The sequence below is a fragment of the Enhydrobacter sp. genome, assembly GCA_025808875.1.
Taxonomy (GTDB): Bacteria; Pseudomonadota; Alphaproteobacteria; order Reyranellales; family Reyranellaceae; genus Reyranella.
In genome coordinates, this window is record CP075528.1 from 5,012,130 (window position 1) to 5,025,822 (window position 13,693).

Genomic DNA, 13,693 nt, shown 5'->3' on the forward strand with positions numbered 1-13,693 from the left:
TCGGGGGCACCTCCCCCGAAGACGGGGGAGGAAAGGGGCGCATCGTCACCCCAGCCGCGCGCACATCTGGGCGATGACGGTCTCCACCGTGACGCCTTCGGCGCGGGCGGAGAAGTTCACCGCCATGCGATGGCGCAGGATCGGGCCGGCCAGCGCCACCACGTCGTCGACCGACGGCGCGAGGCGGCCCTGGATGATGGCGCGGGCGCGGCAGGCCAGCATGAAGGCCTGGCTGGCGCGCGGGCCGGGGCCCCAGGCGACGCGCTGGCGCACGACGTCGAGGTCGCTCGATTCGGGGCGGCCGGCGCGCACCAGCTTGAGGATGGCGTCGACCACGCTCTGGCCGATCGGCAGGCGGCGCACCAGCGCCTGCGCCGCCATCAGCTCGCCGGGCGTCAGCGCCTGAAGCGCCTCGGGCACGTTGGCGCCGGTGGTGGCGATCATGATCTGCCGCTCGGCCGCCTCGTCGGGATAGCCGACATCGACCTGCAGCAGGAAGCGGTCGAGCTGGGCCTCGGGCAGCGGATAGGTCCCTTCCTGCTCGAGCGGGTTCTGCGTGGCGAGCACATGAAAGGGGGCGGGAAGGTCGTAGCGCTTGCCGGCCACCGTGACGTGCCGCTCCTGCATCGACTGCAGCAGCGCCGACTGGGTGCGCGGGCTGGCGCGGTTGATCTCGTCGGCCATCAGCAGCTGGGCGAACACCGGGCCCTGGATGAAGCGGAAGGAGCGGCGGCCGCTGTCGGTCTCCTCCAGCACTTCCGAGCCCAGGATGTCGGCCGGCATCAGGTCGGGCGTGAACTGGATGCGCTTGGCGTCCATGCCGAGCACGATGCCCAGGGTCTCGACCAGCTTGGTCTTGGCGAGGCCGGGCACGCCGATCAGCAGCAGATGGCCGCCCGACAGCAGCGCAACCAGGGTTTGATCGATCACGTCCTGCTGGCCATAAATGACCTTGCCGATGGCGTCGCGCGCGGCGCGCAACTGGCCGCCCAGGCGCTCGATGTCGGCGAGCGCGGCCTGCGCATCGGCGTCGGTTGCGGTCGAGGTATCGGGGGCCACCTGGGCGCTCCTTGGTGAGGGGATTTGAAGTGCGAGGGAAGCCCAGAAATAAGGCCGGAACAAGGGCATGACCGTTGACGAAATCGTGCATCGGGTGCGCAACCGAAGCGTCCGTCTGGCATCCGGTTTGCCCGTCCCCCAGCCCCCGCTTGGCAGCGACTTCTCCCTGAACGGCCTGGTCTCGGCGCCCGAGACCTGGCGGCCGGCGGCGGTGCTGGTGCCGCTGGTGCGGCGGGCGCCCGGCCTGACGGTGCTGCTGACCCAGCGCACCGACGACATGCCGAGCCATGCCGGCCAGATCGCCTTTCCCGGCGGCCGCCAGCAGAAGGAAGACAAGGACGCCGTCGCCACCGCGTTGCGCGAGACGGAAGAAGAGGTCGGCCTCGAGCGCCGCTTCGTCGACGTGATCGGTTCGCTCGACCGCTACCGCACCGGCACCGGCTACGAGATCACGCCGGTGGTCGGCATCGTCGAGCCGGGCTTTGCGACCCATGCCGATCCGCGCGAGGTCGCCGACGTCTTCGAGGTGCCGCTCGCCCATTTCCTCGACGAGCGCAACCACAGGATCGACAGCCGCGTCTGGCAGGGCAGGGAGCGGCGCTACTACGCCATGCCCTTCGGCAAGCGCTACATCTGGGGGGCCACGGCGGGTATGCTGAAGAACCTGCATTTCATTCTGACGGCCGATAGGGACAGATGACACACGCCTCCTCTTTTCTGCCCCTTCGCGGAGTCCGCGAAGGGGAAGTGTCGCCGTCTCGCCGTTTCGGCGCCATTGGCGCCGAAAGCGGCTTAGGCGACGAAGGGGTCATGAGTCGCGTGACTTCCGACCCCTCCGTCCGCGATGACGCGGACACCTCCCCTTGGCGGACTCCGCCAAGGGGAGGAAGGTGAACGCATGATCCGTATCGTCGCCGTCATCCTCGTCCTGACCCTGGCGCCGACGGCGGCGTTCTTCGTGTGGGCCTGGGGCGTGAAGATAAAGGAGCAGCGCAAGCTCTCCGGCACCCTGCCCGAATGGCAGGACCTGCCGCTCACCTGGCTGGCGATCAGCGGCCTCGCCTGCGCCATCGTCGGCTTCGTCGTCATGTTCTTCACCCAGGACCAGGGCTACGGCGGCCTCTTCTCGTGAGCGCCTTCGCCTGGATGGACGCGACCGAGGTCCGCACGCTGCTCGCGGCGCTGGCCAGGGCGGGCATCGAGGGCCGCTTCGTCGGCGGCTGCGTGCGCAATTCGGTGCTCGGCCGGCCGGTCGACGACATCGACATCGCCGTCAATCGGCCGCCCGGCACGGTGATGGCGGCGCTCGCCGCGGCGGCGATCAAGGTGGTTCCCACCGGGCTGAAGCACGGCACCGTGACGGCGGTGATCGACCGGCATGCCTTCGAACTGACCTCGCTGCGCCGCGACGTCGAGACCGACGGCCGCCGCGCCGTCGTCGCCTACACCGACGACTGGCGCGAGGACGCCTCGCGCCGCGACTTCACCTTCAACGCGCTCTACGCCGAGCCCGACGGCACCATCCACGACTGGTTCGACGGCCGCGCCGATCTCGCCGCCGGCCGCGTGCGCTTCATCGGCGATCCCGACCGGCGCATCGCCGAGGATCGCCTGCGCGTGCTGCGCTTCTTCCGCTTTCACGCCTGGTACGGCCGGCCGCCGATCGACGACGCGGGCGTCGCCGCCTGCCGGCGCCATTCAGGCACCCTGGAGGCGCTCAGCGCCGAGCGCGTGGCGAAGGAGCTGCTGAAGCTGCTCGCCGCGCCGCATCCCGCCGATTCGGTCGAGGCGATGATCGAGGTGGGCGCCCTCGACCGCTGGCTGCCGGAGGTCGAGGGCACGGCACGCCTGGCCGCGCTGATCGCCCGCGAGGAGGCGGGCGCCGAGAAGCCCGACGCGCTGCGCCGTCTGGCCGCGCTGCTGCCCGTCGGCGCCGATGCCGCGGCGATCGGCAGGCGGCTCAGGCTCTCGACCCAGGAGGCGCTGCGTCTCGACGTGATGCTGGCGCGCGAACCGGTCGTCGGCCTCGAGCCGCGTGCCGAGCTCCATCGGCTGGGCACGACGCTCTTCGTCGACCGCCTGCTGCTGCAGGGCCCGTCCGGCTGGCGGGACGCGCTCGCGCTCGCGCGGCGCTGGACGCCGCCCGAGCTGCCGGTGAGCGGCGCCGACGCGCTCGAGCTCGGGCTGAAGCCCGGACCGAAGGTCGGCGAATTGCTGGACGCCGTCGAACGCTGGTGGATCGCCGGCGACTTCGCCGCCGACCGCGCCGCCTGCCTCGCCGAACTGAAGCGGCTGGCGGAGGCACAATGATTCCTCCCCCGTCTGCGGGGGAGGTGTCGGCGTCTTGCGCCGACGGAGGGGTCATGATTCGGAACCTGTACCGAGTCATGACCCCTCCGCCCGCGAAGACGCGGGCACCTCCCCATAGGAATGGGGAGGAGTGCAATTGACCCGGCCCGGCCTCACCTTCGCGCTGTGGCTCGGCATCGCCGCCGTGGTGATCCTGAACGACATCGTCGGCGACACCTGGATCGCCGCCGCGCTCTCGGTGCGCGCCGTCGAATGGTACAAGGTGCTGGTGCCGCTGCCCTATGTCGCGATGATGGCGGTCATCCATGCGCGCCGCACGGCGGGTCCGCAATGGCTCGCGGCCGCGGCGCTCGCCGCGCTGCTGTGGCCCGTCTCCACCGTGCTCGCCGACTTCGCCTATGCGCGGCTGACCTTCGGCGAGGAGACGGCGTCGTTCCTCGACCGCTTCGCCTTCTGGTGGGGCGCGCCCTATCCCATCCTGGTCGCCGCGCTATTCGCCGCGCCGCTCATCGCCGGACTCGCGCTGCGCCGCTAGTCCCCCTCCCCTTGCTTTGCAAGGGGAGGCGATACATCGACCGAGTTCCATCGAATCGGAAACGGCGCTAGATTCGGTCGGAACATGACTGATCCGACCTACCCCACCACCAGCACGCCGGGCACGTCCACGACCCAGGGCCAGGCCCCCTCTTCGGGGCTGGTCGACCGCATCCTCGGCCGATTCACCCGCTCGTCGACGCCCTTCGAGATCGTCTTCCCCGACGGCCGCCGCCGCAGCTTCGGCGAGGGGCCGCCGAGCTTCACGCTCACCCTGCGCAACCGCGAGGCCCTGCGCGCCTTCGCCAGCATGGACGAGGGCCGGGTCGGCGACGCCTATGTCGCGGGCCATGTCGACATCGAGGGCGACATGCTGCGGCCCTTCGAGGTCCGCCGCTCGATGGGCGACCGGCACTACCTCGTCACCCTGTGGCGCTTCCTGCAGCCCCTGATGTTCGGCCAGGTCCACACCAACCGCAAGGCGATCGCCAGCCACTACGACATCGACCCGGACTTCTTCCTGAGCTTCCTCGACCGCGAGCACCCGATGTACACGCAGGGCGTCTACGACCGCCCCGACGACACGCTCGCCGCCGCCACGGTCCGCAAGTTCGACTATTGCTTCGAGAAGCTCGGGCTCAAGCCCGGCGACCGCATCCTCGAGATCGGCCCGGGCTGGGGCGCGTGGTTCATCTACGCCTCGCAGCGCGGTGTGAAGTGCACCGGCCTCACCATCTCGACCGCGTCGAAGGCCTTCCTCGAGCGCCGCGCCGCCGAGCTGGGCCACGACTGGACCGTCGTCGACTGCGACTTCCTCGCCTACCAGGCGACGGAGAAGTACGACGCCATCGTCATCATGGGCGTGATCGAGCACCTGCCCGACTACGGCGCCGTGCTCGCCAAGTTCCAGTCGCTGCTCAAGCCGGGCGGCCGCGTCTTCCTCGACGGCAGCGCCTGCACGAAGAAGTACGAGCTGTCGAGCTTCATGGTGAAGTACATTTACGGCGGCAACCATTCCTTCCTGGTGCTGCACGACTTCCTCACCCAGATGGCCCGCACGCCGCTGCGCGTGCGCGAGCTCTACAACGACCGCCACGACTATTTCCTCACCTTCCAGGAATGGGCGCGCAACTTCGACCGCAACCGCGACGCCGTGATCGCCCGCTTCGGCGAGTTCAACTACCGCCGCTTCCGGCTCTATCTGTGGGGCGCCGCCTACGAGTTCCTGAGCGGCAGCCTCGACTGCTACCGCATGATCATCGAATACCCGCAGTTCACCGAGGCGGGCGTCGAGATCCGCTGATCGCCTTCTTTTCTCCTCCCCAGCGAAGCTGGGGAGGTGTCGCTGTCATACAGCGACGGAGGGGTCGAGAATCATGACCCCTCCGTCGGCGTGAGACGCCGACACCTCCCCTTGCTACGCAAGGGGAGGAGAAGATCGGATGTCGCCTCGCTTTCCTTTCCTCCCCGGCGAAGCCGGGGAGGTGTCGCTGTCCTACAGCGACGGAGGGGTCAAGGCTCATGACCCCTCCGCCCCTGCGGGGCACCTCCCCATCGCATCCACGATGGGGAGGAGAACGATGGATCCCCCTCAATACCCCCGCGCCACGTCGACTTCCTGCAGCAGCCGTCCGCCCGCCTCGAGGCTCCTGATGTTCGCCGCGACCTCGGCGACCAGCTGGCCGACGGTCGGCCGCCGCGCCACGTGCGGCATCACCGTGACCTTGGGGTGAGTCCACAACGGGCTCTCCGGCGGCAGCGGCTCGGGCCACAGCGCATCGAGCGCGGCATGGGCGAGCTGCCCCGAGTCGAGCGCCGCGATCAAATCCTCGTCCACCACGTGCTTGCCGCGCCCGACATTCACCAGCATGGCGCCGCGCGGCATCATCGCGAAGGTGCGCGCGCTGAGGATGCCCTCGGTCGCCGGCGTCAGCGGCAGCAGGCAGACGGCGATATCCGTCTGGCCGAGGAACCGCTCCAGCTGGTCGTCGCCGTGGAACAGCGGCACCTCCGCCGCCGGCCGCGGCGAGCGCACCCACGCCGAGACCGGGAAACCCAGCGACCGCAGCACCAGCGCCGGCGCCGTCGCCATCAGGCCCAGCCCCAGGAAGCCGATCCGCCGCTGCTCGGGCCGCACGATCGGCACGCGGCGCCATTCCTTGCGCGCCTGCGCGGCCTGGTAGCCCGGCATGTCGCGATGCAGGCGCAGCACGTGCATGACGACGTATTCCGTCATCATCGGATCGCCCTCCGCCGGTTCCACCTTGCCGAGCGGCGCCTTCGGCAGCCTGGGATGCCGGGCGAAGGCCTCGACGCCGGCCGACCGGCTGAACATGGCCCTGAGGTTGGGGAAGGAAGGCAGCTTGTCGAAATCCGGATGCATGAAGGCGAGGTATTCGATGTCCCTCGGCTCGCCGACGTCGGGCCAGAAGCGGATCGGCAGGCCGGGCAGCCGCTCGCCGAACGCGGCGCGGAATTCCTCGGCGCTGCCGATGACCTTGTCCAGGTTGACGATGAGCAGCGCCATGACGGCTTCCTCCCGCGCGGTGGCCGGGAGGATAGAGGAGAAGATCGAGCGGCCCAAACCAGGGGCGGGGAGCATGATCCCGTCGAGCACTTGCTTTCTCCTCCCCATGCGCAGCATGGGGAGGTGGCCCGCAGGGCCGGAGGGGTCATGACCTGTGGAGTATGTCTCTACAGCAAGGCGCTCGAGTGCACGCCGGGCCGATAGCCGGCGCGCCTCGTCGTGAGCTACCGGCGCCAAACCGGCCGGTGCGGCAGAAGCTTATCGCGTTCCCATAAACTCCCTAATCTCCCTCAAACTGGGTCCCTCGATACATCAACCAACCCACCTCACCCTGAGGGCCGCGCGTAGCGCGGCGTCTCGAAGGGTGGGCCATACGAGGTACTACCTCGCATCATTCGAGGCGCGGTCGTTCGGGCCGCTTGTGTCAGAGCGAGCAAAGGGAAAGCTTGACGAAGTGATGGACTGCGGGCCTCCGAGCCCGCCATTGCTGGAAGTGCTGCACTCCAGTGCCGCTCATGCTCATTTGGACCGCGCCTCATGATCCGTAGCGGCAGACCTCGGCGCTGCGGCTTTCTGGGTCAGGCTGGCCATGGCGAAGCAGGCTAAAAGCCATGGCTGTCCTACATTGTGTGCAAGCTGCGGGAGCCACGATGAAAGATGTGCAGAAGATGCTCGGCCTTATTGGCACTTGTGATGACCCTGAGAAGCTGAGGTCATGGCACGCCAATGCCCTCAAAGCGGCCCATCCGGATCTTGCGGCCGCTGCCTTTCGCAGGCTCATCGCAATACTTCCTGCCGAGACGCCCGGAACCCTCGAGCACGATTTCTGGCAAACGGTTCACGCGTTCGAGCATATCCTCAAGGAGGAGCGCGGAAAGACAGTGCGGCTCAGCCGCACCCGCCAGATGGTTGCCCGAGTCGGTGTCGTCGCGACGCTCATGAGCTGGGCTAAGAGAACCACGGACACCGATGGCTTCACGATGCTGATGGAGCGAAACATGCCGGAGCTCACCGGTGAAGCGATTGTGCTTCGGCATGCCAGTCAATTCGACCCGGAAGTCGTGACCGCTGCCCGAGACAGGCTCGAAAGAGCGGGCGTAAACGTTGCCGCGCTTCTGAAGTCTTCCGGCGAGTTGTGAGGGAGGCGCGACGGCCGCCCGCTCTGCAAGCAGCGGTCGCAGTACCGCAAAGAAACTCAGCCAACAGACTCATTGCCACATTGAAATGACTTGGCTGCTCTGCGACGTTTACCGAGGGGCAGGCAAGATGAACAACTGGGGCGCCCGCGCATGACGCGGCTCGAAGACATCAAGCCGAACTGCGCGGTTCGAGGGATACTGCCGAACGCCGTCGTGACGGTCGTCAGCGTCCACTGGTTCGGCTCGGACGCGCTGGAGCTAACGTACAAGGACCCGACGGGAAAGGTCGCCAACGAACTGCTCTATCGTGACCGCGAGGCCGACCTTGAGCTCGTCGAGCAGGGCCGCCCGTGGAGTTTCGACGGCGATGGCGCGCTGTTCCGCCTCGTCTCAGAGGCGCAGCGCATCCATCTTGCCCATTTGTTCGACCCGGTGCTGGCGGTCCACACGTCGGTGGTCGAGCCGCTGCCGCACCAGATCACCGCCGTCTACGAGAGCATGCTGCCGCGCCAGCCGCTGCGCTTCCTGCTGGCCGACGACCCCGGCGCCGGCAAGACCATCATGGCCGGCCTGCTGATCAAGGAGCTGGTCGCGCGCGGCGACCTGCAGCGCTGCCTCATCGTCTGTCCGGGCAGCCTGGCCGAGCAGTGGCAGGACGAACTGCGCAGCCGCTTCAACCTGCATTTCGAGATCCTCACCAATGACAAGCTCGAAGCGGCGGGCAGCGGCAACTGGTTCCTCGAAACCAACCTGGTCATCGCGCGCCTCGACAAGCTGTCGCGCGACGAGGACGTGCAGCTCAAGCTGCAGGCGCCCGATTGCCGGTGGGACCTCGTGGTCTGTGACGAGGCGCACAAGCTGTCGGCGACCTTCTTCGGCGGCGAGATCAAGTACACCAAGCGCTACCGCCTAGCGCAGCTCCTGTCGTCCCTGACGCGGCACTTCCTGCTGATGACGGCCACGCCGCACAACGGCAAGGAAGAGGACTTCCAGCTTTTCATGGCGCTGCTCGACGGCGACCGCTTCGAGGGCCGCTTCCGCGACGGCGTTCACACCGTCGACGTGTCGGACTTGATGCGCCGCATGGTCAAGGAGAGCCTGCTCAAGTTCGACGGCACACACCTCTTCCCCGAGCGGATCGCCCGCACCGTTTCCTACAAGCTCTCCGATGCTGAGGCCGCCCTCTATAAGGCCGTCACTGACTACGTGCGCAACGAATTCGACCGCGCCGATGCGCTGCAGAACGACAAGCGTGCCGGCACCGTCGGCTTCGCCCTCACCATTCTGCAGCGCCGCCTCGCCTCGTCGCCGGAAGCCATCTACCAGTCGCTGCATCGCCGCCGCGAGCGGCTGGAGAGCCGGTTGCGCGAGCTGGAGATCCTGCAGCGCGGCGGCCGGACGGCGGAGCTGCAAGCCATCCAGGGCCCGCTCCTCGACGAAGAGGACGTGGAGGATCTGGAGGAGGCGCCCGAGTCGGAAGTCGAGGCAGCCGAGGAACAGGTGCTTGATCAGTCCACCGCGGCGCGCTCGATCGAGGAGCTGCGCCTCGAGATAGACACGCTCAATCGTCTGGAGGACATGGCGCAGGCATTGCGCCGCAGCGGCGAGGATCGCAAGTGGCGTGAGCTCGCCACGCTGCTCGGCACGATCTTCACGCCCACGTCCATCGTCAACGCGCTGGCCGAGGACCAGAAGGAGTACGATTCGGGCGCTCCTCCTGCACCCAAGCCGACGCCGTCGCCGCGCCAGAAACTCGTCATCTTCACCGAGCATCGCGACACGCTGAATTATCTCACGGCGCGCATCCGCACGCTGCTCGGCCGCCACGGCACCGTTGTCACCATCCACGGCGGGATGGGGCGCGAGGACCGCCTGAACACTCAGGAAGCCTTTCGCAACGATCCGGAGGTACAGGTCCTGCTCGCCACCGATGCGGCGGGCGAGGGCATCAACCTGCAGCGCGCCCACCTGATGGTGAACTACGACCTGCCGTGGAATCCCAATCGCCTGGAGCAGCGCTTCGGCCGCATCCACCGCATTGGCCAGACCGAGGTCTGCCATCTCTGGAACCTCGTCGCCGACGAGACCCGCGAAGGCGACGTCTACCGGCGCCTGCTGGAGAAGCTGGAGCAGGCGCGCACGGCGCTGGGCGGCCAGGTCTTCGACGTGCTGGGCAAGCTGCAGTTCGACGGCAAGCCGCTGCGCGAGCTGCTGATCGAGGCGATCCGCTACGGCGAGCAGCCCGAGGTGCGCGCCCGGCTAACCCGGGTGGTGGACAATGCGTTCGACCGTCGAACGCTGCAGGACCTTCTGGAGGAGCGGGCGCTCGCCCATGATGCGATGGACGCCTCGCGCGTGTTCCGCATCCGCGAGGAAATGGAACGGGCCGACGCGCGCCGCCTGCAGCCGCACTATGTCGAATCGTTCTTCGTCGAAGCCTTCAAGCGCCTGGGCGGCACGGCGCGGCTGCGCGAACCGCGGCGCTATGAATTGACCAACGTGCCGGGACTGGTGCGCGCTCGCGACCGCCTGATCGGCTTCGGCCGTCCGGTCCAGCCACGCTACGAACGCATCGCCTTCGACAAGGGCATGCTGGTTGGGCCGCCGCCGGCCGACTTCGTCTTTCCCGGCCATCCGCTGCTCAGTTCGGTGATCGATCTCACCTTGGAGCGGCACCGCGAGCTGCTGCGGCGTGGCGCCGTGCTCGTCGATGAACGCGATACGGGCACAGAGCCGCGCCTCTTGTTCTTCCTCGAGCACGCCATCCAGGACGCCAGCCTGACCCGCGCCGGCGAGCGTCGCGTCGTCTCCAAGCGCCTGCTGTTCGTCGAGATAGGCGCCGACGGCACGGCGCGGCACCTCAACTACGCTCCCTACCTTGACTATCGGCCGCTGGCTGAGGACGAGCCTGGCATCGATGCCATCCTGGCGCGTCCTGAATGCAGCTGGATCGGTCGGGAGGTCGAGGCGAAAGCCCTGGACTATGCCATTGCCCGCGTCGTGCCGGAGCACCTGAAGGAGGTGCGCGACCGCAAGCTGGACCTGCTCGACAAGACCGAAGCAGCGGTGAAGGACCGGCTGACCAAGGAGATAAACTACTGGGACTACCGGGCCGAGCAGCTCAAGGACCAGGAGCGCGCCGGCAAGCCCAACGCCAGACTCAATTCGGCTGAAGCCCGCAAGCGCGCCGACGACCTCCAGGCCCGGCTGCAGAAGCGGCTGGAAGAGATCAAGCGCGAACGCCAACTTGCGCCACTGCCGCCCGTTGCCTTGGGCGGCGTGCTCGTCGTGCCGCGCGGACTGGTCGACGCCATGACGGGTGGAGTAAAGGCAGAGGCGGCGCTACCGGACACGCAGGCGTCGGCGGCACGGGCCCGTGCCATCGTCATGGAGGTGGAGCGCAAGCTCGGCTTTCTGCCGGTTGATCGCGAGACCGAACGACTCGGCTACGACATCGAGAGCGCCGTCCCTGGCACCGGCAAGTTGCGCTTCATCGAAGTTAAAGGGCGCGTTACCGGAGCGGACACGATCACGGTTACTCGCAACGAGGTCCTCTACTCGTTGAATAAGCCCGACGACTTCATTCTAGCGATCGTGGAGTTCCTCGACGGAGGGCATCACAAAGTCCACTACTTGCGCAGGCCCTTCGGCCGCGAACCGGACTTCGGCGTCACCAGCGTGAACTACGCATTTTCCGAGTTACTGGGGCGCACAGAGGCGCCGTCGTGATCAGGGACTATCATGTAGTCCGCGAAGCGGCATCTCGCGCGGCGGAGGCGGCCGGCCGCGTGACCAAAGCCATCCAGGACCGACGGACAGAGCAAGAACCCGCAATTACAGACCGCATGCTCGGGTATATCGAGGCTGCCATGCATGGCTTTGAGGCGCGTGGCGTCAAGTGGGTGGCGAAGACTCTGACAGATCGGGGCCGCGGCTCTCAGGAGAGCCGATACGGCGCCGACTTTGCCGGAGTCCTTTCGATTAGCTTGCCCGGCTACAAGGTCAATAAGGGCTTCTTGGCTCAGGCCAAGATGATCGAACCGAGCGAACGACTGCCACCTGGTGAATTCGGTCGCCTTCAGCGTCAGTGTGAAGGCATGTTGTCTAGCAGCCCGGATAGCTTTGTTTTCCTCTACTCCCGTAGCGGCATCACCATCGTTCCGGCGCTGGCAGTCCTGTCTACAATCAGTCGGAATCCGCACGACCTCTACTCGCGCAGTTTGTCGCGCTTTTATGAAGAGCACTTCGAGTGCTTCATCGGTGATCGAAGGTTGCAGGCTCCAACACCGGAGGCACTGGAGACATTGCGGGCTGACTATCAAGCGCGGAAGCTCCTGTATCTCGCCGCCCACGAAAGCCGATAGTGCCTTGGGAAACCCCGTTGAGTTCGTACTTTCGCCCTACAACTACTTGAGCAGGCAATGAGCATCTTTGAAGACACAAATCCGCGCGCACTCAAGGAACTACTCGGCGAGATCCATGGCCGCGTCTCCGTTCTGCCTGATTTCCAGCGCGACTTTGTTTGGGAGCCGGGCGCGACCCAGGAGCTGATCGTTTCCATCGCCAACAACTACCCGGCAGGCAGCATCCTGCGCGTCAGGGATGCGAAGCGAGCGTTTGCCGCCCGAGAGTTCGAAGGAGCACCCGTTCTCAATGGCTCGCTGCACACTTTTCTGGTCCTCGATGGTCAGCAGCGTCTGACGTCGCTGTACCAGGCGTTCTATGGCGTGGGGGACCACCGTTACTATCTCGACCTGCGTAAGTTGCAGGCGGGTGCCGACTTCGACGAAGCGATCTTTCATGTGCGCGCAACGACCAAGTGGGCCAAGAAGCTGCAAGGGTTCGAAGCTCAAGCCGACGAATTGATTCTGCCGCTCTCCGTGTTGAAGGGTGGAGCCGGCGGCTATCTCCAATGGGTCCTCCAGGTCACAAATCCAATGGAAGCCAACAAGCGGATGGCGATGCTCGACGCACTGACGCGCCTCAACGAGCAGTGGGTCAAGACGATCGACGACTATCACTTCCCGGTCGTGACCCTCTCAGACAGGACCGAACCCGACGCGCTCTGCACCATCTTCGAAACCCTGAACCGTACGGGCGTGAAGCTGAGCGTGTTCGAGTTGCTCACCGCGCGTTTCTGGCCGCAAGGTGTCAATCTGCGGGAGCTCTGGGAGGCGGCCGTCGTGGCGCATCCCATCATCGAGGCCTTCGAGGTCGATCCTTACTACGTGCTTCAAGGCATTTCGCTGGCGAGCCGCAAGGCCGCCTCCTGCAAGCGTGGTGATGTTCTTACGCTCGACGCTTCTGCAATTAACGAGTGGTGGGACAAGGTCATTCAGGGACTTGCGCTTGGGCTTGAGATCCTTCGCGACGATTGCAAAGTCGTGCAGCCGAAATGGCTGCCCTATCAGACCATGCTGGCGCCGCTATCGGCAGTCGTCGCCAGGACGGGCATGCCCGGCACGGCGGCGGAGGGCGTGCGCCGGGCCAGGCTCGCTCGTTGGTTCTGGTGTGCGGTGTTCGGGCAAGCGTATGAAAGCGCACCCAACAGCCAATCGGCACGCGACGTGACGGACATCACGGTCTGGCTCGAAGGCGGCAAGGAGCCTGAGTCGGTGTCGGACCTGCGCTTCGATCCCAATGCGCTGCGTGACGTCACGCCGCGTCAGCGCTCGATCTACCGCGGCACGATCTGCCTGATACTGGCGAGCAAGCAGTCGCGCGATTTCCACACCGGCGCCGTCATCAGCTCCCAGTTGATCGCCGATCAGGGCATCGACGATCACCATGTATTTCCTGCCGACTTCCTGGAGAAGAAGAAGGGCATTACATCGGCGCGGGCGCGGGACTGCGTCCTCAATCGCACCCTGATCGACCGCACGACAAATCAAATGATCAGCAACCGCGCGCCTTCGCAGTATCTGGAGGAGCTGCGGAAGACACCCGGCTTCCCGTTCGAGCAGGTACTGAAGTCACACTGCCTTCCGCCTGAGCGCGCTTCACCGCTGTTGAGTGACGACTACTCAGCCTTCCTGGCCTGGCGGCAAAGCGAATTGTGGGCGGAGATCAAGCGCGTGACGGGTATCACTGTTGCCACTGACCTCGAAGTCAGCGAGGCCTGAGT

General features: G+C 66.5%; 11 protein-coding genes. 9 read left to right on the plus strand and 2 right to left on the minus strand.

Going from position 1 to position 13,693, the window contains the following annotated elements; translation table 11 throughout:
* Positions 1 to 45 precede the first annotated feature (45 nt).
* Positions 46 to 1,128, minus strand: a complete 1,083-nt coding sequence (locus KIT25_24855; GenBank protein ID UYN95200.1) for a MoxR family ATPase — start codon at positions 1,126 to 1,128, stop codon at positions 46 to 48.
* On the opposite strand from KIT25_24855, the gene KIT25_24860 reads away from it, so the two are divergent.
* The 5 genes from KIT25_24860 to KIT25_24880 all read left to right on the plus strand — a co-directional run bounded on the left by KIT25_24860 (position 1,127) and on the right by KIT25_24880 (position 5,206).
* Entirely contained in the window at positions 1,127 to 1,759 is a 633-nt protein-coding gene (locus KIT25_24860; protein ID UYN95201.1) for a CoA pyrophosphatase, read from the plus strand. The two genes, KIT25_24855 and KIT25_24860, sit on opposite strands and share 2 nt — an antisense overlap.
* 198 nt (positions 1,760 to 1,957) lie before the next feature.
* Positions 1,958 to 2,191 (plus strand): hypothetical protein, encoded by a 234-nt coding sequence (locus KIT25_24865; GenBank protein UYN95202.1) that lies wholly within the window; start codon positions 1,958 to 1,960, stop codon positions 2,189 to 2,191.
* The gene (locus KIT25_24870) at positions 2,077 to 3,369 is read left to right on the plus strand and encodes a CCA tRNA nucleotidyltransferase (GenBank protein UYN95203.1); all 1,293 of its coding nucleotides are present in this window, start codon (positions 2,077 to 2,079) and stop codon (positions 3,367 to 3,369) included. The genes KIT25_24865 and KIT25_24870 overlap by 115 nt, the downstream gene beginning before the upstream one ends.
* Positions 3,370 to 3,505: 136 nt before the next feature.
* Positions 3,506 to 3,904 (plus strand): hypothetical protein, encoded by a 399-nt coding sequence (locus tag KIT25_24875; protein UYN95204.1) that lies wholly within the window; start codon positions 3,506 to 3,508, stop codon positions 3,902 to 3,904.
* An 84-nt stretch (positions 3,905 to 3,988) separates the two neighbouring features.
* A complete protein-coding gene (locus KIT25_24880) occupies positions 3,989 to 5,206 on the plus strand; it encodes a class I SAM-dependent methyltransferase (protein UYN95205.1) in 1,218 nt (405 codons plus the stop codon).
* Between the two features lie 288 nt (positions 5,207 to 5,494).
* Here the strand turns inward: KIT25_24880 and KIT25_24885 are convergent, their stop codons facing one another.
* A complete protein-coding gene (locus KIT25_24885; protein ID UYN95206.1) occupies positions 5,495 to 6,430 on the minus strand; it encodes a glyoxylate/hydroxypyruvate reductase A in 936 nt (311 codons plus the stop codon).
* Between the two features lie 650 nt (positions 6,431 to 7,080).
* Here KIT25_24885 and KIT25_24890 point away from each other — a divergent pair.
* The 4 genes from KIT25_24890 (at position 7,081) to KIT25_24905 (ending at position 13,691) form a co-directional block, all read left to right on the plus strand.
* Entirely contained in the window at positions 7,081 to 7,569 is a 489-nt protein-coding gene (locus KIT25_24890) for a hypothetical protein (GenBank protein ID UYN95207.1), read from the plus strand.
* A gap of 150 nt (positions 7,570 to 7,719) precedes the next feature.
* Complete coding sequence (locus KIT25_24895) at positions 7,720 to 11,298, plus strand: DUF3883 domain-containing protein (protein UYN95208.1); 3,579 nt, start codon at positions 7,720 to 7,722, stop codon at positions 11,296 to 11,298.
* 59 nt (positions 11,299 to 11,357) lie between these two features.
* Positions 11,358 to 11,933 (plus strand): hypothetical protein, encoded by a 576-nt coding sequence (locus tag KIT25_24900; protein ID UYN95209.1) that lies wholly within the window; start codon positions 11,358 to 11,360, stop codon positions 11,931 to 11,933.
* A 57-nt stretch (positions 11,934 to 11,990) separates the two neighbouring features.
* Positions 11,991 to 13,691: a DUF262 domain-containing protein gene (locus KIT25_24905; GenBank protein ID UYN95210.1), complete on the plus strand. Its 1,701-nt coding sequence runs from the start codon at positions 11,991 to 11,993 to the stop codon at positions 13,689 to 13,691.
* Positions 13,692 to 13,693: the final 2 nt, after the last annotated feature.

Bases quoted from the DNA above. Each gene is read 5' to 3' on its own strand.
- KIT25_24860 (UYN95201.1), top strand. From the start codon at position 1,127: ATGACCGTTGACGAAATCGTGCATCGGGTGCGCAACCGAAGCGTCCGT.
- KIT25_24855 (UYN95200.1), bottom strand. From the start codon at position 1,128: ATGCCCTTGTTCCGGCCTTATTTCTGGGCTTCCCTCGCACTTCAAATC.
- KIT25_24865 (UYN95202.1), top strand. From the start codon at position 1,958: ATGATCCGTATCGTCGCCGTCATCCTCGTCCTGACCCTGGCGCCGACG.
- KIT25_24870 (UYN95203.1), top strand. From the start codon at position 2,077: ATGGCAGGACCTGCCGCTCACCTGGCTGGCGATCAGCGGCCTCGCCTG.
- KIT25_24880 (UYN95205.1), top strand. From the start codon at position 3,989: ATGACTGATCCGACCTACCCCACCACCAGCACGCCGGGCACGTCCACG.
- KIT25_24885 (UYN95206.1), bottom strand. From the start codon at position 6,430: ATGGCGCTGCTCATCGTCAACCTGGACAAGGTCATCGGCAGCGCCGAG.
- KIT25_24890 (UYN95207.1), top strand. From the start codon at position 7,081: ATGAAAGATGTGCAGAAGATGCTCGGCCTTATTGGCACTTGTGATGAC.
- KIT25_24895 (UYN95208.1), top strand. From the start codon at position 7,720: ATGACGCGGCTCGAAGACATCAAGCCGAACTGCGCGGTTCGAGGGATA.
- KIT25_24905 (UYN95210.1), top strand. From the start codon at position 11,991: ATGAGCATCTTTGAAGACACAAATCCGCGCGCACTCAAGGAACTACTC.